At 70.3% G+C, this 18,209-nt stretch carries 15 protein-coding genes and 3 tRNA genes; 9 read left to right on the top strand and 9 right to left on the bottom strand.

What is annotated here, in order from left to right; genetic code table 11:
* On the bottom strand, positions 1–1,425 hold the full coding sequence (leuC, locus tag ACIO6U_RS26680) for a 3-isopropylmalate dehydratase large subunit (RefSeq protein ID WP_391123042.1): 1,425 nt from the start codon (positions 1,423–1,425) through the stop codon (positions 1–3).
* 183 nt (positions 1,426–1,608) lie between these two features.
* Between leuC and ndgR the strand changes: the two genes are divergently transcribed.
* Complete coding sequence (gene ndgR / locus ACIO6U_RS26675; protein ID WP_188284974.1) at positions 1,609–2,325, top strand: IclR family transcriptional regulator NdgR; 717 nt, start codon at positions 1,609–1,611, stop codon at positions 2,323–2,325.
* A 142-nt stretch (positions 2,326–2,467) separates the two neighbouring features.
* Here the strand turns inward: ndgR and ACIO6U_RS26670 are convergent.
* The 6 genes from ACIO6U_RS26670 to ACIO6U_RS26645 form a co-directional block, all read right to left on the bottom strand.
* Positions 2,468–2,540 (bottom strand) — tRNA-Glu (locus ACIO6U_RS26670).
* Between the two features lie 61 nt (positions 2,541–2,601).
* Positions 2,602–2,674 (bottom strand) — tRNA-Glu (locus ACIO6U_RS26665).
* A 27-nt stretch (positions 2,675–2,701) separates the two neighbouring features.
* Positions 2,702–2,773: transfer RNA gene (locus tag ACIO6U_RS26660), tRNA-Gln, on the bottom strand.
* Positions 2,774–2,859: 86 nt separating this feature from the next.
* Entirely contained in the window at positions 2,860–3,579 is a 720-nt protein-coding gene (locus ACIO6U_RS26655; protein ID WP_401722926.1) for an HAD family hydrolase, read from the bottom strand.
* Positions 3,580–3,601: 22 nt separating this feature from the next.
* Positions 3,602–4,417 carry a fumarylacetoacetate hydrolase family protein gene (locus tag ACIO6U_RS26650; RefSeq protein WP_355349418.1) on the bottom strand — a complete coding sequence of 272 codons (816 nt, stop codon included), beginning with the start codon at positions 4,415–4,417 and terminating at the stop codon, positions 3,602–3,604.
* A 35-nt stretch (positions 4,418–4,452) separates the two neighbouring features.
* Complete coding sequence (locus ACIO6U_RS26645; RefSeq protein ID WP_188284971.1) at positions 4,453–4,656, bottom strand: hypothetical protein; 204 nt, start codon at positions 4,654–4,656, stop codon at positions 4,453–4,455.
* Between the two features lie 580 nt (positions 4,657–5,236).
* On the opposite strand from ACIO6U_RS26645, the gene ACIO6U_RS26640 reads away from it, so the two are divergent.
* The 8 genes from ACIO6U_RS26640 to ACIO6U_RS26605 all read left to right on the top strand — a co-directional run bounded on the left by ACIO6U_RS26640 (position 5,237) and on the right by ACIO6U_RS26605 (position 16,139).
* Positions 5,237–9,379, top strand: a complete 4,143-nt coding sequence (locus ACIO6U_RS26640; protein ID WP_401722922.1) for a nitrate- and nitrite sensing domain-containing protein — start codon at positions 5,237–5,239, stop codon at positions 9,377–9,379.
* Between the two features lie 9 nt (positions 9,380–9,388).
* Positions 9,389–9,802, top strand: coding sequence for a roadblock/LC7 domain-containing protein (locus ACIO6U_RS26635; protein WP_317452960.1), 414 nt, complete (start codon positions 9,389–9,391; stop codon positions 9,800–9,802).
* Between the two features lie 73 nt (positions 9,803–9,875).
* Positions 9,876–10,283: a DUF742 domain-containing protein gene (locus ACIO6U_RS26630; RefSeq protein ID WP_093717892.1), complete on the top strand. Its 408-nt coding sequence runs from the start codon at positions 9,876–9,878 to the stop codon at positions 10,281–10,283.
* Positions 10,264–10,872, top strand: a complete 609-nt coding sequence (locus ACIO6U_RS26625; RefSeq protein WP_391050368.1) for an ATP/GTP-binding protein — start codon at positions 10,264–10,266, stop codon at positions 10,870–10,872. The genes ACIO6U_RS26630 and ACIO6U_RS26625 overlap by 20 nt, the downstream gene beginning before the upstream one ends.
* Before the next feature lie 489 nt (positions 10,873–11,361).
* Positions 11,362–14,463 (top strand): nitrate- and nitrite sensing domain-containing protein, encoded by a 3,102-nt coding sequence (locus ACIO6U_RS26620; protein ID WP_401722918.1) that lies wholly within the window; start codon positions 11,362–11,364, stop codon positions 14,461–14,463.
* Between the two features lie 9 nt (positions 14,464–14,472).
* Positions 14,473–14,886 (top strand): roadblock/LC7 domain-containing protein, encoded by a 414-nt coding sequence (locus ACIO6U_RS26615; RefSeq protein ID WP_033173109.1) that lies wholly within the window; start codon positions 14,473–14,475, stop codon positions 14,884–14,886.
* A 94-nt stretch (positions 14,887–14,980) separates the two neighbouring features.
* A complete protein-coding gene (locus tag ACIO6U_RS26610) occupies positions 14,981–15,559 on the top strand; it encodes a DUF742 domain-containing protein (protein ID WP_401722915.1) in 579 nt (192 codons plus the stop codon).
* On the top strand, positions 15,540–16,139 hold the full coding sequence (locus ACIO6U_RS26605) for an ATP/GTP-binding protein (RefSeq protein WP_355349403.1): 600 nt from the start codon (positions 15,540–15,542) through the stop codon (positions 16,137–16,139). The genes ACIO6U_RS26610 and ACIO6U_RS26605 overlap by 20 nt, the downstream gene beginning before the upstream one ends.
* Before the next feature lie 102 nt (positions 16,140–16,241).
* Here ACIO6U_RS26605 and ACIO6U_RS26600 read toward each other — a convergent pair whose 3' ends face one another.
* Entirely contained in the window at positions 16,242–16,463 is a 222-nt protein-coding gene (locus tag ACIO6U_RS26600) for an acyl-CoA carboxylase epsilon subunit (protein ID WP_355349400.1), read from the bottom strand.
* A gap of 2 nt (positions 16,464–16,465) precedes the next feature.
* Positions 16,466–18,049, bottom strand: coding sequence for an acyl-CoA carboxylase subunit beta (locus tag ACIO6U_RS26595; protein ID WP_355349397.1), 1,584 nt, complete (start codon positions 18,047–18,049; stop codon positions 16,466–16,468).
* Positions 18,050–18,209: the final 160 nt, after the last annotated feature.

Raw genomic sequence — 18,209 nt, 5'->3', positions numbered from 1 at the left:
TCAGACCTCCGTCAGGACAGGGGCGTCGGACAGGTCGGCGGGCGAGGCGAGGTGGCCGAGCACCGCGGTGGCGGCGGCCACCTGCGGCGAGACCAGGTGCGTACGGCCGCCCTTGCCCTGCCGTCCCTCGAAGTTGCGGTTCGAGGTGGACGCGGAGCGCTCGCCGGGGGCGAGTTGGTCCGGGTTCATACCCAGGCACATCGAGCAACCCGCGTGCCGCCATTCGGCGCCGGCGGCGGTGAACACCTTGTCCAGGCCCTCCTCGACGGCCTGCAACGCGACCCGTACGGAGCCCGGCACGACCAGCATGCGGACGCCGTCGGCCACCTTGCGGCCCTCGACGACCGACGCGGCGGCCCGCAGGTCCTCGATCCGGCCGTTGGTGCAGGAGCCGACGAAGACGGTGTCCACGGCGACCTCGCGCAGCGGCTGGCCCGCGGACAGGCCCATGTACTCCAGCGCCTTCTCGGCGGAGAGCCGGTCGCCGGGGTCGGCGAAGGACGCCGGGTCCGGCACGGCCGCGCTCAGCGGCGCGCCCTGGCCGGGGTTGGTGCCCCAGGTGACGAACGGCGCCAGGGTGGCGGCGTCGATCCGCACCTCGTGGTCGAAGACCGCGTCGTCGTCGGTGCGCAGCGTCTTCCAGTACGCCACCGCCGCGTCCCAGTCCGCGCCCTTGGGGGCGTGCACGCGCCCTTCCAGGTAGTCGAACGTGGTCTGGTCGGGGGCGATCATGCCGGCCCGCGCGCCCGCCTCGATCGACATGTTGCAGACGGTCATCCGCGATTCCATCGACAGCTTCTCGATGGCGGAGCCGCGGTATTCGATGACATAACCCTGGCCGCCGCCGGTGCCGATCTGCGTGATCACGGCGAGGATCAGGTCCTTGGCGGTGACGCCGGGGGGCAGTTCGCCGTCCACGGTGATCGCCATCGTCCTGAACGGCGCGAGCGGCAGCGTCTGGGTGGCCAGCACGTGCTCGACCTGGGAGGTGCCGATGCCGAACGCCAGCGCGCCGAAGGCGCCGTGCGTGGAGGTGTGCGAGTCGCCGCAGACCACGGTGGTGCCCGGCTGGGTCAGCCCGAGCTGCGGGCCCACCACGTGGACGACGCCCTGCTCGACGTCGCCCAGCGGGTGCAGCCGTACGCCGAACTCCGCGCAGTTCTTGCGCAGCGTTTCGAGCTGGGTGCGGGAGACCGGGTCCGCGATGGGCTTGTCGATGTCGAGGGTGGGGGTGTTGTGGTCCTCGGTGGCGATGGTGAGGTCGGTACGCCGCACCGGTCGGCCGTTCATCCGCAGCCCGTCGAACGCCTGGGGGCTGGTCACCTCGTGGAGCAGGTGAAGATCGATGAAGAGCAGATCGGGCTCGCCCTCGACGCGGCGGACGACATGGTCGTCCCAGACTTTTTCCGCGAGTGTCCTACCCATCGCTGTCCCTCCGGCCCGCACCCTCGCGGGCCAACTCGTGTGTGGTGCACGTGTATGCCGGACGCCGTCGGTTCCCCTGGTGTCTCCGCGGGAGCACGGCGGTCCTGCCCTGTGCCCCCAGCCTGACGGCTTCCCCGGAAAATTGAGCTTGCGTTTCACAGTGTGAGACGCGAATATCGTTGCATGGACAATTCTAGCGGCGTCGGCGTTCTCGACAAGGCGGCTCTGGTGCTCAGCGCACTGGAGTCGGGACCGGCCACCCTGGCCGGCCTCGTCGGCGCCACGGGCCTGGCCCGCCCCACCGCGCACCGCCTGGCGGTCGCGCTCGAACACCACCGCATGGTGGCCCGCGACATGCAGGGCCGTTTCATCCTGGGACCGCGGCTGTCGGAGCTGGCCGCCGCCGCGGGCGAGGACCGGCTGCTGGCGACGGCGGGCCCGGTCCTGACCCACCTGCGGGACGTCACGGGAGAAAGTGCCCAGCTCTACCGCCGTCAGGGCGACATGCGCATCTGCGTGGCCGCGGCGGAGCGCCTTTCCGGCCTGCGGGACACCGTGCCGGTCGGCTCCACGCTCCCGATGAAGGCCGGGTCCGCCGCGCAGGTCCTGATGGCCTGGGAGGAGCCCGAGCGGCTGCACCGCGGCCTCCAGGGCGCGCGCTTCACCGCCACGGCGCTGTCGGGCGTACGCCGCCGCGGCTGGTCGCAGTCGATCGGCGAGCGGGAGCCCGGGGTCGCCTCGGTGTCCGCGCCCGTCCGCGGCCCCTCCAACCGCGTGGTCGCCGCCGTCTCCGTCTCGGGACCGATCGAGCGGCTGACCCGGCACCCGGGCCGGATGCACGCGCAGGCCGTCATCGACGCCGCGGCCCGGCTGAGCGAGGCGCTGCGCCGCAGCGGCTGAACCGTCCTCGGCAGGGGCCGCCGGTGCGCGAACGCCCCTGCCCGGTACGGCGGTTGGACTGCTGGAGAGGACGACGGCCGGAAACGAAAAAGGCCCCCACCTGAGTGAGGACCTCGGCCGTACCGTTACTTCTCTGCTTGCGTACCCCCGACCGGATTCGAACCGGCGCTACCGCCTTGAGAGGGCGGCGTGCTAGGCCGCTACACAACGGGGGCCCTAGCGATCCTGCATCATGACCAACGGGTGCGACCCAGGTGATCACGCGGGAAGGATCTGTACCCCCGACCGGATTCGAACCGGCGCTACCGCCTTGAGAGGGCGGCGTGCTAGGCCGCTACACAACGGGGGCTCGCACTGCAATGCACTGAACTATGCGCTGGGGTACCAGGACTCGAACCTAGAACAACTGAACCAGAATCAGCCGTGTTGCCAATTACACCATACCCCATCAAAACGCAACCCCTTGCGGGATTGTGCTTGGATCACGCCCCCCTGCCGGACCTTTCGGCCCTCTCGGGCGGCGCAGGAAGAACATTACCCGATGCGGGACACCGCTCCAAAACGAGTATCGCCGCGCAGCAGGTCAGCAAGCTCGGCGAGACCGGTGATGCGGGTGAGGTCGGGACGGGAGCCGAGGTCGTGGCGGTCCAGCCAGATGCCGACCAGGCCCGCGTCGGCCGCGCCGCGGGCGTCGATGTCCGGCTCGTTGCCCACGTACGCGACCTCGTGCGGCTCCAGGGACAGCGCCTCGCAGGCCGCGTGGAAGGCCGCGGCGGCGGGCTTGGAGACCCCCAGCTCCGCGGCGCACAGCAGCACCTCGAAGCGGTCCCGTACGCCCAGCGCGCGCAGCTTGCGGTCCTGTACGACGAAGGCGGAGTTGGACAGCACCGCGTGCCGGTAGTGGGGGGTGAGGCCGTCCAGGGCGGGTACGGCGTCGGGGAAGAGGGACCAGGCGGCCTCGTAGTGCGTGCGGTGGCGGTCGAACCACTCCTCGGCCTCCGCGTCCGTCAGCGGCAGCCCCAGGAAGTCGCGCACGCGGTCCCTGCGCTGCGCCTCGAAGTCGCACTCCCCCGCCGAGAACCGCGCCCAGTGGAGCTCGGTCAGCTCGGCCCAGCGCAGCACGGCGGCGTCCACGCTCCCGCACCCGTCCGGCAGTCCCTCGACGGCCAGATGGGCCCGCAGGCCGACGCGGTCGGCGCTCGCGTAGTCGAAGATCGTGTCGTCGATGTCCCAGAGAACCGCTCGTATCGGCATAACGCCCAGGGTACGAAGCGGGTCAGCTCCGCGCGACGACCTTGTTGGTCAGGGTGCCGATGCCCTCGACGGTCACGGAGACCTCGTCACCCGGCCGGATCGGGCCGACGCCCGCGGGGGTGCCGGTGAGCAGCACGTCACCGGGGAGCAGCGTCATCGCCTCGGTGATGTTGACGATCAGGTCCTCGATCGAGTTGATCATCTGCGCGGTGCGGCCCGCCTGGCGCAGCTCGCCGTTGACCGTCGCGGTGATGGCGAGGTCGGAGGGGTCGAGGTCGGTCTCGATCCAGGGGCCGAGCGGGCAGGAGGAGTCGAAGCCCTTGGCGCGCGCCCACTGCTTCTCGGTCCGCTGGGTGTCGCGGGCCGTCACGTCGTTGGCGCAGGTGTAGCCGAGGATGACGTCGCGGACCCGCTCGCGCGGCACCTCGCGGCACAACCGGCTGATGACGACGGCCAGTTCGGCCTCGTGGTGCACCTCCTGCGAGAAGGAGGGGTACACGATCGGGTCGCCGTGGCCGATCACGGAGGTGGAGGGCTTGAAGAAGGCCCAGGGCGCCGTCGGCACCTCGTGGCCCAACTCCTTCGCGTGGTCCGCGTAGTTGCGGCCGATGGCGACGACCTTGTTCGGCAGGACGGGCGGCAGCAGCCGCACCTTGTCGAGCGGGACCCGCGTACCGGACAGCTCGAAGTCCGCGAAGGGGATGCCCTTCATGATGTTGATGACGAGGCCGTCGTGGCCGGCTGTTCCGCCGTCGCCTTCGCCGCCGTCGGTGCCTTCGGCCGCTTCGACAGCCCCAAAGGCGACATTGCCGTCGATCGAGAACCTCGCGATACGCATGGGCCCAGCTTAGTGGCCGGGCCCATACGCGCCGATCAGGCGGTGGGCAGCTCGTGCAGGACGGTGCGGCGCGGGTTCGCGGTGACCTGCGGCAGGGGCTCGGCGACGGCCTGCTCGGCGGTCGTGGCGGCTTCGGTGTCCGACGCGGCGGGGACCCCGAGTTCAGCGGCGTCCTTGAGGTGCGCGAGGGTGGTGCGGCGCGGGTTCGCGATCGGACGGAACAGCATGGTGGTCTTCATCGGCCGTGTGGACCTCGGTGACTCGGGGCGCCCGCAGGGCGCGGGTTGACAGAAAACCGCGATGTGTAAAGCACCAGGCTAGTGCGGCCCTTTCCCGGAACAACGTGGCCCAGACATGCACCAGGCTGTGATTTTGCTCACTAAGTGAGTCGCAAAGCAGGCATTGCGCGCATCCGACCGGCAGACTCAAACCGGTCAAGTCCCACACAGTCGTACGATTCAGCTGTCATCGACCCGGCTGGGACAGCGAGTGACTCGTGCGAACAGGGGGGTGCTAGGTCCGGAATCCCCCGCTTTCACCACATCAAATGTCAACACTCAGTGCTTGGCCCGACGCGACGAGTAACGGATTCCAACAGGTCGGCTACGGCCCTTGTTGGGAGATCCAGCACTGTGCTGGAATTCCCCGGACCGCCGCATCACATCGAGCCGGCGCGCAGGGGGCGCGTTCGAGCACCGAGCGGTGGTGAAGGGCATCAATCGGCCTCCTCGCAACCCGGGGCGGCCTGAGCCCCCATGACTCGACACCGTCCTGTCCGCTTCATCGCGGGGGACGCCTGGTCCAGAGGTTGCGACGCTAGTGCAGGGACGTTTCAAGAGGGACAGCGGCGCTGCGGGCGACCCGGAGCAGCAGCCCGGCGGGACCGGCAACGGCCCGACACCGCAGCAGGCGGGTGACTCGGCGAGCACTGCGCCGGGCACGACGGCTGCCACCGGACGACCGAGCACGCCCAGCGGCATCGAGGCGGGCAAGATCACCGGTCTCGCGGGCAAGCCGGGGCCCCGAATAGCCATGCGCAACTGGCGCATCAGCACCAGACTCGTCTCCCTGCTCGCCCTCCCGGTGGTCACGGCCACCGTCCTGGGCGGCATGCGCATCAACAGCTCGCTGGACAACATCAACCAGCTCGAGCACATGAAGACGCTGACCGACATCACCGAGCACGCGACGCAGCTCGCCGCCGCGCTCCAGGAGGAACGGGACAGCTCGGCCGGACCGCTGTCGTCCGGCGACAAGACCAACGACGCGGTGGAGGCCTCCCGGCAGGCCACCGACCGCGAGTACAAGCAGTATCTGAACGCCAGCGACAACGTCTCCGAGCGCGACCCGGTCTTCTCCGGCGTCCGCGCCACCCTGCTGGCGATCGGCACGCAGCTCGCCAACCTGGCGGAGATCCGCGACGAGGCGTACACCTCGACCTCCACCATCTCGCAGACGGTCTCGCAGTACGACGACCTGGTGCAGTCCCTGCTCTCGCTGTCCCAGGACATGGCGCAGGCGACCAACAACCCCGAGATGATCCAGAGCACCCGCGCGCTGGCCGCCTTCTCCTCCGCCAAGGAGTACGAGTCGATCCAGCGCGCGGTGATCAGCGCCGCGCTGGCCACCGGCGGCAAGCTGAACGCCAACGACTACCAGTCGGTGAAGTACGGCGCCGCGAACGAGGACACCGCGCTCACCCGGTTCCAGAAGATCTACGGACCCAAGAGCGCGGCGCTGCTGACCCCGATCGAGGGCGGCAACCTCACGATCAGCGCGCACGACACCACGCGCCAGCGCATCGCCGCCTCGCAGAACGCGATCACCAAGATCGACAGCTCGTACCTCGACTGGGACGACGCGGCCAAGACCAAGATCCAGGCGATGAGCCAGATCGAGCGGTCGCTGCTCAACGAGATGCAGCAGAAGGCCCTCAAGCTGCAGAGCGAGGCCAAGCAGTCCGCGCTGATCTCCGGCGCGATCATCCTGCTGGTCCTCGGCGTCGCCGTGGTCGGCGCCTTCATCGTGGCCCGCTCGATGATCCGGTCGCTGCGCAGGCTCCAGCAGACCGCCAACGACGTGGCCCAGAAGCGGCTGCCCGAGCTGGTCAAGCAGCTCTCCGAGACCGACCCGCAGGACGTCGACACCTCGGTCGAGTCGATCGGCATCAACAGCCGCGACGAGATCGGCCAGGTGGCGCGGGCCTTCGACGAGGTCCACAGCGAGGCCGTACGACTCGCCGCCGAGCAGGCCCTCCTGCGAGGGAACGTCAACGCGATGTTCACCAACCTCTCGCGCCGCAGCCAGGGCCTCATCCAGCGTCAGCTCTCGCTCATCTCCGAACTGGAGTCCCGCGAGGCCGACCCGGACCAGCTCTCCTCGCTCTTCAAGCTCGACCACCTCGCGACCCGCATGCGCCGTAACGGTGAGAATCTGCTGGTCCTCGCCGGTGAGGAGCCGGGCCGCCGGTGGACCCGCCCGGTCCCGCTGGTCGACGTGCTGCGCGCCGCCGCGTCCGAGGTGGAGCAGTACGAGCGGATCGAACTGACGTCGGTACCGTCGGCCGAGGTCACCGGCCGTATCGTCAACGACCTCGTCCACCTGCTCGCCGAGCTGCTGGAGAACGCGACGTCGTTCTCCTCGCCGCAGACCAAGGTGAAGGTCACCGGTCACTCGCTGCCGGACGGCCGGGTGCTGATCGAGATCCACGACACCGGTATCGGCCTGTCGCCCGAGGACCTCGCGGACATCAACGAGCGGCTGGCGAACCCGCCGACGGTGGACGTCTCCGTCTCCCGCCGCATGGGTCTGTTCGTGGTCGGCCGCCTGTCGCTGCGGCACGGCATCCGGATCCAGCTCCGCCCGTCCGACTCCGGCGGTACGACCGCGCTGGTCATGCTGCCCGTGGACGTCACGCAGGGCGGCCGTAACCCCAAGAACATCGGCCAGATGGGCGGCGGGCGCCCCGCGGGCGCTCCCCCGGCCGCCGCGGGCTCCGGCATCGCCGGCGCGTTCGGCAACTCGCCCAACTCCGCGCCGGTCAACCGGCCGCCGCAGCGCACCCCGGTCGCGGGCGGCCAGCAGCGTCCGGCGCTGAGCCCCGGAGCGGGCCGTCCCGGCGGTCCCCCGCAGCAGGGCGGCACGCCGCGCTGGGCGCAGGACCAGAACGGCGGCCAGCAGGGCTTCCCCGACGACCGCGGTCTCCAGGACACCCCGCGCGGCCACGAGGACGTCGAGGCGGCCTCCGCCTTCGACGCTCCCGGACAGGGCCCGCGCGGCGACTTCCAGCAGCCCGGTGGCGCCTTCGGCCGTCCCCCCGGCGGCGGTCAGGACTTCGGCCAGGGCGGTCAGGGCGGTCAGCAGGGCGGCCAGAACTTCGGCGGCCGGCAGGGCGGCCAGCAGAGCGGTCAGCAGAGCGGTCAGCAGCAGCCGGGCCAGTTCCCGCCGCCGCAGCCGCAGAGCACCGGCCCCTCCGGCTTCCGTTCCGACGTGTTCGGCGGTCGCTCGGGCCCCGCGCCGCGGCAGAACGGCCCCGCTGACACCGCGCAGTTCCCGCCGGTCCGCGACGACGACTTCGCACCGACCGGCCAGGGCAACCAGAGCCAGGGCAGCCAGGGTCACGGCAACCAGGGCAACCAGGGCAACCAGGGCGGCGGTCGCGGCACCAGCGACACCGGGCAGTTCCCGGTGCAGGGCGGCCCCAACCCGGGCCTGCCGCAGCGCGGCGCCCGCAGCCCCGAAGAGACGTACAGCACGGGTCAGTTCGCGATGCCCGGCCAGCCGCAGGGCGGCCAGGGCCAGGGCGGTCCCGGCGACACGGCGCAGTTCCCGGCCGTGCAGGCCGACGGCACCGGCGAGTTCCGGATGCCCGGCCAGCAGCCGCAGGCCCGTCCGGGCCAGGGCGGTCAGCAGGGACAGGGCGGTCAGCCCGGTCAGCAGCAGGGCTTCCCCGGCAGCAACCAGTACCAGGGCCCGCCCCCCAGCGGCCCGCGCCCCGACGCCTTCCCCGGCCAGGGTCTGCCGCAGCGCGGCGGCCCCCAGCATGGCAACGGCGGCCAGGGCTACGACCAGAACCAGCAGCAGTACCAGGACCCGTACGGGACCGGGCAGTTCCCCGTGCAGCCGCAGCAGCCGCAGCAGGGCAACACCGGTCAGTACCCGGTCCAGCAGCCGATGCAGAGCCCGCAGCAGCCCCAGGCGCCGCAGCCTCAGCAGCAGCAGCCCCAGCAGCCCGCCGAGCCGATGGCGCTGCCCCCGGCCCCGACCCGCGGGGACGAGCCGACGCCGATCTTCTCGTCGATCGAGTCGGACTGGTTCCGCACCGGCCAGGCCGAGCGGATGCAGCAGATCCACGTGGAGCAGAGCGCGCGCGGCCAGGAGGCCCCGCCGGTCCGCCCGGTGGGCCGTACGGCTCCGCCCGCGGCCCCGCAGCGGTTCCGCCCGCAGCGCCCCGGCACGACGGCGCCCGGTGTCGCCAATGGCAACGGCAATGGAAACGGCAACGGCGGCAACGGCGGCAACGGCGGCAACGGCAACGGGAACGGCGTCCAGCGCCCCGGCGGCGGTCAGCAGCAGCCCGTACAGGCGCCGCCCGCCTCCGTGCCCGCTTCGGCGCAGTACCAGGGCCAGGCTCCCGCCGCTCCGGTGGCGCAGCCGCTGCCCAGGGAGACCCCGAACTGGCGGACCTCGCCCAACGACGCGCTGCGTCAGCGGGCCGAGCAGATCCGCGAACCTTCGGCCGGCGGGGTCACTCCGTCGGGGCTGCCGCGCCGGGTGCCGAGGGCCAACCTCGTCGCCGGTGGCGCGGCGCCGCAGCAAGCGCCGCAGGGCGGCCCGCAGATCTCGCGGGCGCCCGACGACGTACGCGGACGTCTGACCAACCTCCGCCGTGGTATCCAGCAGGGCCGCGAGGCCGGGGGCAACACCGACGGCCGTGGTTTCGGTACGAATCAGGAGCGTTAGTTGAGTGCGATGAGCCAGGCGGCACAGAACCTGAACTGGTTGATCACCAACTTCGTGGACAACACCCCCGGGGTGTCCCACACGGTGGTGGTCTCCGCCGACGGCCTGCTGCTCGCGATGTCCGACGGATTCCCCCGCGACCGCGCCGACCAGCTCGCCGCCGTCGCCTCCGGGCTGACCTCCCTCACGGCCGGGGCGTCCCGGATCTTCGAGGGCGGCGCGGTCAATCAGACCGTGGTGGAGATGGAGCGCGGCTTCCTCTTCATCATGTCGGTCTCCGAGGGTTCCTCCATCGCCGTGCTGGCGCACCCCGAGTGCGACATCGGCCTGGTCGGCTACGAAATGGCCCTGCTCGTCGACCGAGCGGGCACCGTCCTCACCCCGGATCTCCGTGCAGAGCTCCAGGGCAGCCTCATGCACTGAACCATCCGTCTCCCCCCATGTTTTTCCGTACTTCCCGCACCGCGACAGCACTGCCCGGACACGGAGGACCCTCATGACCCCGCCACCCGCTTCGCCGGGCCCGTACGGCGCGTCCCACCACGCGCCGTACGGGGTGGAAGGCGATCAGCCGCTGGTTCGGCCGTACGCCATGACAGGTGGCCGCACTCGGCCCCGCTACCAGCTCGCCATCGAGGCGCTGGTCAGCACGACCGCCGACCCGGGGCAGTACGCGGGGCTGCTGCCGGAACACCAGCGGATCTGCCATCTCACGCGCGAGATCAAGTCGGTCGCGGAGATCTCCGCTCTGCTCGCCATCCCGCTCGGTGTGGCCAGGATTCTTGTGGCCGACCTCGCCGAGGCCGGCATGGTCGCCATCCATCAGCCGGGCAGCGGCGAGGCGGGCGGCCAGCCTGATGTGACACTGCTTGAGAGGGTGCTCAGTGGACTTCGGAAGCTCTAGGCCGCAGCCGCAGCCGGCGTACGGCGCGCAGCAATCGGTGCGGTCCACCACGTCTGCGAAGATCGTGGTGGCGGGTGGCTTCGGTGTCGGCAAGACCACGTTCGTGGGTGCCGTGTCGGAGATCAACCCGCTGCGCACCGAGGCCGTGATGACCTCGGCCTCGGCCGGGATCGACGACCTGAGCCACGTCCAGGACAAGACCACCACCACGGTGGCCATGGACTTCGGCCGTATCACCCTGGACGACGACCTGATCCTGTACCTGTTCGGGACGCCCGGCCAGGACCGTTTCTGGTTCATGTGGGACGACCTGGTGCGCGGTGCGATCGGCGCCGTGGTGCTGGTGGACACCCGCAGGCTCGCGGACTGTTTCCCGGCCGTCGACTACTTCGAGAACAGCGGCCTGCCGTTCGTCATCGCCCTCAACGGCTTCGACGGACACCAGCCGTACCGTCCGGAGGAGGTGCGCGAGGCCCTCCAGATCGGGCCCGAGGCACCGATCATCACGACCGACGCCCGCCATCGCGGCGAGGCGAAGAGCGCGCTGATCACGCTGGTCGAGCACGCGCTGCTTGCCCGGCTGAAGTAGCGGGCAGGCTCGGAAGAAGGCTCAACAGACAGGCGCCAGCGGCGAGTTGCTGGTGAAAACAAGCCACGGGGACCGGCTGTGTCAGGAGACACGGCCGGTCCCCGTCTTCATAACATTTCGAGAGAGTTTCGGCGGGCGTCGAACACGGCTCGCGCTCAGCCGGTGTCGCAGCGCGTACATCTGTCATATGGTTTGACGGGGGATTTTACTTATGCCCGTTTTATCTTCGCCGTTACTGTGCCGCGTCCCATATGCCGGACGTTTGGCTGGGGCCTACATGACGTGCTGGAATTCGCAGAACCCGAGAGTAGTAACGGCCTTCGTTCGTGCCGTCGCCGAGAGGTTGTTGGTCCAGTGAGGAACACGAGGCGAGCAGAAGCGGGCCCTGCTCAGGGTCCGCGGGGGAACTTCACGCCGCCCCAACGTCCCGGGGGCGCACCCGCCATCTCGGCTCCCGAGCCGCCGGACGACCCGGGCACCCGGCTGAGCATGCGCAACTGGCGGGTCGCGACCCGCCTCAACGTCATCCTGCTGATCCCGGTCCTGGTCGCCCTCGTCTTCGGCGGCTTCCGGGTCAAGAGCTCGGTCGACACCTGGAGCCAGGCCGACGACGCCGTACGTACCGCGAATCTGGTACGCGCCGCCACGACCTACAGTCACGCACTGATCAACGAACGTGATGTCACCGCGGTTCCGCTGCTGGCGGGAAAACGTGACGATCCGGCGGTCTCCACCGCCCGCGCCGCCACCGACGAGGCGGCCCGCGAATTCGACGCCGCCGCGGCCAAGATGCCGAACGAGGCCGGGCTCAAGCGCCGGATGGCCAACTTCAGGACCGTCGAGCCGCAGCTCGCCACGCTCCGCAAGGTCGCGTACACCCGTCAGCTCTCCGGGGTGCAGACCGAGGAGTTCTACGTCAAGATCCAGCACCCGCTGTTGGAACTGGACAACGAGCTGGGTTACGGCACCAGCAATGTCACCGCCTACGGCCGCACCCTCTACGCGGTGTCACTGGCCAAGGCCGCCGAGTCCCTGACCAGGTCGATCGGCACGCACATCCTGGTGCAGAAGCCGGTCTCCGACAAGGAGCTGGCCCTCCAGAAGACCGCGCTGGGCTCGTACCAGTACCTCCAGGGCATCTCGGTCGCGGAGTACAACGGCAGCGGTACGGCCGCGGACGTGCAGCGGCTGAAGGACGCGCAGGCCGCCGCGGAGAAGAAGGGCACCGACCTGATCGGCGAGGCGCAGCGCAAGGCGGAGGCCGCGCACACGGCGTTCGTCGTACCGCCGGACCTGCCGAAGATGGTCACCGAGATCGCCACGCCGGGGAAGACCGTCGCGCAGCTGCGCGCCGAGGGCATCACGCCCGAGTCGTACTTCGCCGCCTCCACGCTCTCCTTCGACGCCTATCACACGGTCGAGAACTCGCTGGCCGACCAGGCCGCCGCCGACGCCTCGACGATCGCGTCGAACGCCAAGCGGGACGCGATCGTGAACTCCGCGATCGTGATCGTGGCGCTGATCCTGGCCTTCATCGTGGCGGGCATGATGGCCCGCTCGATGAGCCGGGCGATGCGGCGGCTGCGCGGCGCGGCCTTCGAGATCGCCGAGACGCGGCTGCCGTCGATGGTCGACCAGCTCTCGCGGACCGACCCGGGCCGGGTGGACACCACCGTGGCGCCGATCCCGATCAACAGCCAGGACGAGATCGGCGAGGTCGCGCGCGCCTTCGACCAGGTGCACCGCGAGGCCGTGCGGCTCGCCGCGGAGCAGGCGCTGCTGCGGGGCAACGTCAACGCGATCTTCACCAACCTCTCGCAGCGCAACCAGGGCCTCATCCAGCGCCAGCTCACCCTGATCACCGAGCTGGAGAACAACGAGGCCGACCCCGACCAGCTCGAGCACCTCTTCCAGATGGACCACCTCGCCACCCGCATGCGCCGCAACGGCGAGAATCTGCTGGTCCTCGCGGGTGAGGAGCCGGGCCGGCAGTGGAATCAGCCGATTCCGCTGGTCGACGTGCTCCGTGCCGCCGCGTCCGAGGTGGAGGCGTACGACCGTATAGAGCTGGTCGGCATCCCGGAGACGGACATCCACGGCAGCGCCGTGACCGACCTGGTGCACCTGCTGGCCGAGCTGCTGGAGAACGCGACGACGTTCTCCTCGCCGCAGACCAAGGTGCGGGTGACCGCGACCCGGCTGCCGGACGGCCGGGTGATGGTGGAGATCCACGACAAGGGCATCGGCCTGACCGCCGAGGACTTCGCCGACATCAACCACAAGCTGGCCGACCCGCCGACGGTCGATGTGGAGATCGCCAAGCGGATGGGCCTGTTCGTGGTCGGGCGGCTGTCCGACCGGCACGGCATCCGGGTGCAGCTCAGGCCGTCGGGCGAGCAGGCGGGTACGACCTCGCTGGTGATGCTGCCCGAGCCGATCACCCACGGCGGTGGCGGCGAGGCCCTGCTGCCGGAGGACGACGAGCGCGACTTCACCGTCTCGCGGATCGTGCCCGAGCAGTCGGTGCAGGACGTCGGCCACATGCCGACCGCGGCCGAGCTGGGCTTCGACGACTCGCGTTACGAGACCGCCGACGGTACGGCGGCGCCGACGCTCGACCCGGTGGGCCGGTCGCTGGTCCGCGAGGAGCGCCGCGCCCAGCTCGAAGCGGCCACGTCGGACCGCCAGGGCGACGAGCCCGGCTTCCCGGAGCAGAACGGTTTCCCCGGACAGGGCGGCTACCCGGAGCAGGCGGAGCAGAACGGCTACCCGGAGCAGGGCCGGCAGGCGCAGCCCCCGTACGACCCGAGCTTCGACCCCGGCTATCAGCAGCAGACCTACGAGCAGGGCTTCCAGTCCGGTTACGAGCAGCAGGGCTACCAGCAGAACGGTTTCCCCGAGAGCGCGCGGGCCTTCGACGACGGCGCGGTGCCGGGGTACGGCCAGGGCGCTCAGCAGGGCTATGACCAGGGCGTCCCGCAGGGCTTCGACCAGGGATTCGACCAGCCCTACGACCCCGCGTACGGCCAGAGCTTCCAGCCGGAGTTCACCGGTTACCAGGCCCCGTCGCAGGAGTGGCCGGTTCCGGAGCCCCCGCAGGAGCCCGAGCCGCGGGCGGACGTAACGGAATCCGCTCCGCCGCTCCCCCAGCGGCCGTCCGAGAGCGTAGGCTCCCCTTCGCTGACGGACGCGGGTTTGCCGCGCCGTGACCGCCAGCGGCCGGAACCACCTCAGGAACAGCCTGCCCAGGAGGCTCCAGAGCCCCGGCAGCACCGGGAACCGGAGCCGACGACCGAATGGCGGTCGACGAATGACGAGAACTGGCACCGGGCCGAGCAGGTCCGCGAGCCCAAGGCGGGCGGGGTCACCCCCTCGGGCCTGCCCCGACGGGTGCCCAAGGCCAATCTGGTCCCGGGTACCGCGGCGCAGACCCCGCAGGGCGGCCCACAGGTCTCCCGCGCCCCCGAGGACGTACGCGGCAGGTTGAGTAACCTGCGGCGTGGCGTCCAGAAGGGACGCACTGCTGGAACTGATACGAACGGACAGGCCACCGAGCACCCATTCGGCGGCCCCCAGAACCAGGAGCGCTAGTTGAGTCCGATGAGCCAGGCGGCACAGAACCTGAACTGGTTGATCACCAACTTCGTGGACAACACCCCCGGGGTGTCCCACACGGTGGTGGTCTCCGCCGACGGCCTGCTGCTCGCGATGTCCGACGGATTCCCCCGCGACCGCGCCGACCAGCTCGCCGCCGTCGCCTCCGGGCTGACGTCGCTCACCGCCGGGGCCTCCCGCATCTTCGAGGGCGGCTCCGTCAACCAGACCGTGGTGGAGATGGAGCGCGGCTTCCTCTTCATCATGTCCGTCTCCGACGGATCCTCGCTGGCCGTGCTGGCGCACCCCGAGTGCGACATCGGCCTGGTCGGCTACGAAATGGCCCTGCTCGTCGACCGAGCGGGCACCGTCCTCACCCCGGACCTGCGGGCCGAGCTTCAGGGCAGCCTGCTCAACTAGCTCGAACAGCGTCAACAAAGCGAAGGGCAGCGGTCGTCCGAGTACCAGCCGGGTACTCGGACGGGGGATCGCAGCCGTATCAGGAGGAGGACTCGTGAGCACGTCCCCCGGTGGAGACCCGTACGGCAGCCAGCATCAGCCGCCCCTCAACCCCTACACCTTCCCCTCGGCGCCCTCTCCGGAGCCCGAGCCGCAGTACCGGCAACCGCGTATCCAGCCCTACGCGCCGCCGCAGGGCCCCCGCCACGGCGGCGGCAGCGGCGGTCACGGGGGCGGCGGCAGTTACGGGAACGGCGGTGGGAGCGGCGGCGCGAGCAAGCGGCCCCCCGCCCCTTCCGGGCTCGTCCGCCCTTACGCGATGACCGGCGGCCGTACCAGGCCGCGTTACCAGCTCGCCATAGAGGCGCTGGTCAGTACCACCGCCGACCCCGAGCGACTGCGTGGGCAGTTGCCGGAACACCAGCGGATCTGCCTGCTCTGCCGGGAGATCAAGTCGATCGCGGAGATCTCCGCTCTGCTGACGATTCCGCTCGGTGTGGTCCGGATTCTCGTGGCCGACCTGGCTGAGGCCGGACTGGTCCAGATCCACCAGCCCGGCGGCGACGAGTCCTCGGGCGGACAGCCAGCCGTGACATTGCTTGAAAGGGTGCTCAGTGGACTTCGGAAGCTCTAGCGGGGGCTCCAGCGGGGGCGATACGGTCCGCCGGTCGACCACGTCTGCGAAGATCGTGGTGGCCGGCGGGTTCGGCGTGGGCAAGACCACGTTCGTCGGGGCCGTGTCGGAGATCAATCCGTTGCGCACCGAAGCAGTGATGACGTCCGCGTCGGCCGGGATCGACGATCTGACGCACGCGCCGGACAAGACCACGACGACCGTGGCGATGGACTTCGGCCGCATCACGCTCGACGAGGATCTGATCCTCTATCTGTTCGGGACGCCGGGGCAGGACCGTTTCTGGTTCATGTGGGACGACCTGGTGCGCGGCGCGATCGGCGCGATCGTGCTGGTCGACACGCGGCGCCTGGCGGACTGCTTCCCGGCCGTCGACTACTTCGAGAACAGCGGCCTGCCGTTCGTCATCGCCCTCAACGGCTTCGACGGACACCAGCCGTACGGTCCCGAGGAGGTCCGTGAGGCCCTCCAGATCGGGCCCGAGGCCCCCATCATCACGACGGACGCGCGCAATCGCGGCGATGCCAAGAGCGCGCTCATCACGCTGGTCGAGCACGCCCTGATGGCGCGGCTGCGGTAGGTGCCGGGTCCCCTCTCCCGTAACGGCTTCGGGCCCCACCGCGAAAGCGGTGGGGCCCGAAGCCGTCGTGGGTCGCGCCGGGCGGCCCGTGGAAGGTGCGGCTCAGCCCTGCCAGGAGTGCGGGGCGCGGAAGCCGGGGGTGCGCTCCAGGCGGCGCCAGCCGGCCGTGGAGCGGCGCTTGGGGGTGTCGGCGGCCTCGGGGGCGTCACCGGCGGCGGCACGCGCCAGCAGGATGGCGGTGAGCGCGGCCAGCTCCTCAGGAGCGGCGTGCCCCTTCTCGACGCGCACGAGGGAATCGGCGGGAGTGCTCAAGGTGGTCTCCATGACTACTGGGGCGGGTTGCCGTGCTTGCGCGACGGCAGGTCCGCGTGCTTGGTGCGGAGCATCGCCAGCGAGCTGATCAGCACCGCGCGGGTGTCCGCGGGGTCGATCACGTCGTCGACGAGGCCGCGCTCGGCCGCGTAGTACGGGTGCATCAGCTCGGACTTGTACTCCTTGACCATGCGCGTCCGCATCGCCTCGGGGTCGTCGGCCTCCGCGATCTGGCGGCGGAAGATGACGTTGGCGGCGCCTTCCGCTCCCATCACCGCGATCTCGTTGGTGGGCCAGGCGTAGGTCAGGTCGGCGCCGATGGACTGCGAGTCCATGACGATGTACGCGCCGCCGTACGCCTTGCGCAGGATGATCGAGATGCGCGGCACGGTGGCGTTGCAGTACGCGTACAGCAGCTTCGCGCCGTGCCGGATGATGCCGCCGTGCTCCTGGGAGACGCCGGGCAGGAAGCCCGGCACGTCCAGCAGCGTGACCAGCGGGATGTTGAAGGCGTCGCACATCTGGACGAAGCGGGCGGCCTTCTCGGACGCCTCGATGTCCAGCACACCGGCCAGCGACATCGGCTGGTTGGCGATGATGCCGACCACCTGGCCGTCGAGCCGGGACAGCGCGCAGATGATGTTGGTCGCCCAGCGCTCGTGGATCTCCAGGAACTCGCCCTCGTCGACGATCTCCTCGATGACCTTGCGCATGTCGTAGCCGCGGCTGCCGTCGGCCGGCACCAGGTCGAGCAGGACGTCGCCGCGCCGGTCGGCCGGGTCGTGGCTCTCGACGGCGGGCGGGTTCTCGCGGTTGTTCTGCGGGAGCAGCGAGAGCAGGTAGCGCACCTCTTCGAGGCAGGTCTGCTCGTCGTCGTACGCGAAGTGCGAGACGCCGGAGACCTCGGAGTGGACGTCGGCGCCGCCGAGTCCGTTCTGCGTGATCTTCTCGCCGGTCACGGCCTGGACGACGTCGGGACCGGTGATGAACATCTGCGAGGTCTCGCGGACCATGAACACGAAGTCCGTGAGCGCCGGGCTGTACGCCGCGCCGCCCGCGCACGGGCCGAGCATCACCGAGATCTGCGGGATCACGCCCGACGCCTTGGTGTTGCGCTGGAAGATGCCGCCGTATCCGGCGAGCGCCGAGACGCCCTCTTGGATGCGGGCTCCGGCACCGTCGTTGAGGGAGATCAGGGGCGCGCCGGCCGAGATGGCCATGTCCATGATCTTGTGGATCTTGGTGGCGTGCGCTTCGCCGAGCGCGCCGCCGAAGATCCGGAAGTCGTGGGCGTAGACGAAGACCGTACGGCCGTGGACGGTGCCCCAGCCGGTGATGACGCCGTCGGTGTAGGGCCGCTTGGCTTCGAGACCGAAGCCGACCGCACGGTGCCGCCGCAGCGGTTCCACCTCGCGGAAGCTGTCCTCGTCGAGCAGCAGATCGATCCGCTCGCGGGCGGTGAGCTTGCCCTTGGCCTTCTGGGCCTCGGTCGCCCGCTCGCTCGGCCCGCGACGGACCTGCTCGCGGATGGCGAGCAGATCGGCTACGCGACCGCGGGCGTCGTTCACGTCCGCAGGCACCTCTTGCGATGTGGTCATGCCTCGACAGTACGAGCGGGAACCGAATAACGGGCCATCTACTTCGTACAGTGTCCGTCCGCACTTCATGGTGGATCCCAACAGAAGCGCATGCGGGCGGGGCCCCGCCGCCGGTCGGCCGGGCCCCGCTTCTTGTCGCTTTTTGCCCGTCCTTGACGGG

Source organism: Streptomyces sp. NPDC087422, from assembly GCF_044744145.1.
Classification (GTDB): Bacteria; Actinomycetota; Actinomycetes; order Streptomycetales; family Streptomycetaceae; genus Actinacidiphila.
Note: the sequence above shows the minus strand (reverse complement) of the source record. Positions and strands in the feature narration are given on the sequence as shown.

Bases quoted from the DNA above. Each gene is read 5' to 3' on its own strand.
- ACIO6U_RS26595 (WP_355349397.1), bottom strand. From the start codon at position 18,049: ATGACCACATCGCAAGAGGTGCCTGCGGACGTGAACGACGCCCGCGGT.
- leuC (WP_391123042.1), bottom strand. From the start codon at position 1,425: ATGGGTAGGACACTCGCGGAAAAAGTCTGGGACGACCATGTCGTCCGC.
- ACIO6U_RS26635 (WP_317452960.1), top strand. From the start codon at position 9,389: ATGAGCCAGGCGGCACAGAACCTGAACTGGTTGATCACCAACTTCGTG.
- ACIO6U_RS26620 (WP_401722918.1), top strand. From the start codon at position 11,362: ATGCGCAACTGGCGGGTCGCGACCCGCCTCAACGTCATCCTGCTGATC.
- ndgR (WP_188284974.1), top strand. From the start codon at position 1,609: ATGGACAATTCTAGCGGCGTCGGCGTTCTCGACAAGGCGGCTCTGGTG.
- ACIO6U_RS26630 (WP_093717892.1), top strand. From the start codon at position 9,876: ATGACCCCGCCACCCGCTTCGCCGGGCCCGTACGGCGCGTCCCACCAC.
- ACIO6U_RS26600 (WP_355349400.1), bottom strand. From the start codon at position 16,463: ATGGAGACCACCTTGAGCACTCCCGCCGATTCCCTCGTGCGCGTCGAG.
- ACIO6U_RS26650 (WP_355349418.1), bottom strand. From the start codon at position 4,417: ATGCGTATCGCGAGGTTCTCGATCGACGGCAATGTCGCCTTTGGGGCT.
- ACIO6U_RS26655 (WP_401722926.1), bottom strand. From the start codon at position 3,579: ATGCCGATACGAGCGGTTCTCTGGGACATCGACGACACGATCTTCGAC.
- ACIO6U_RS26615 (WP_033173109.1), top strand. From the start codon at position 14,473: ATGAGCCAGGCGGCACAGAACCTGAACTGGTTGATCACCAACTTCGTG.
- ACIO6U_RS26645 (WP_188284971.1), bottom strand. From the start codon at position 4,656: ATGAAGACCACCATGCTGTTCCGTCCGATCGCGAACCCGCGCCGCACC.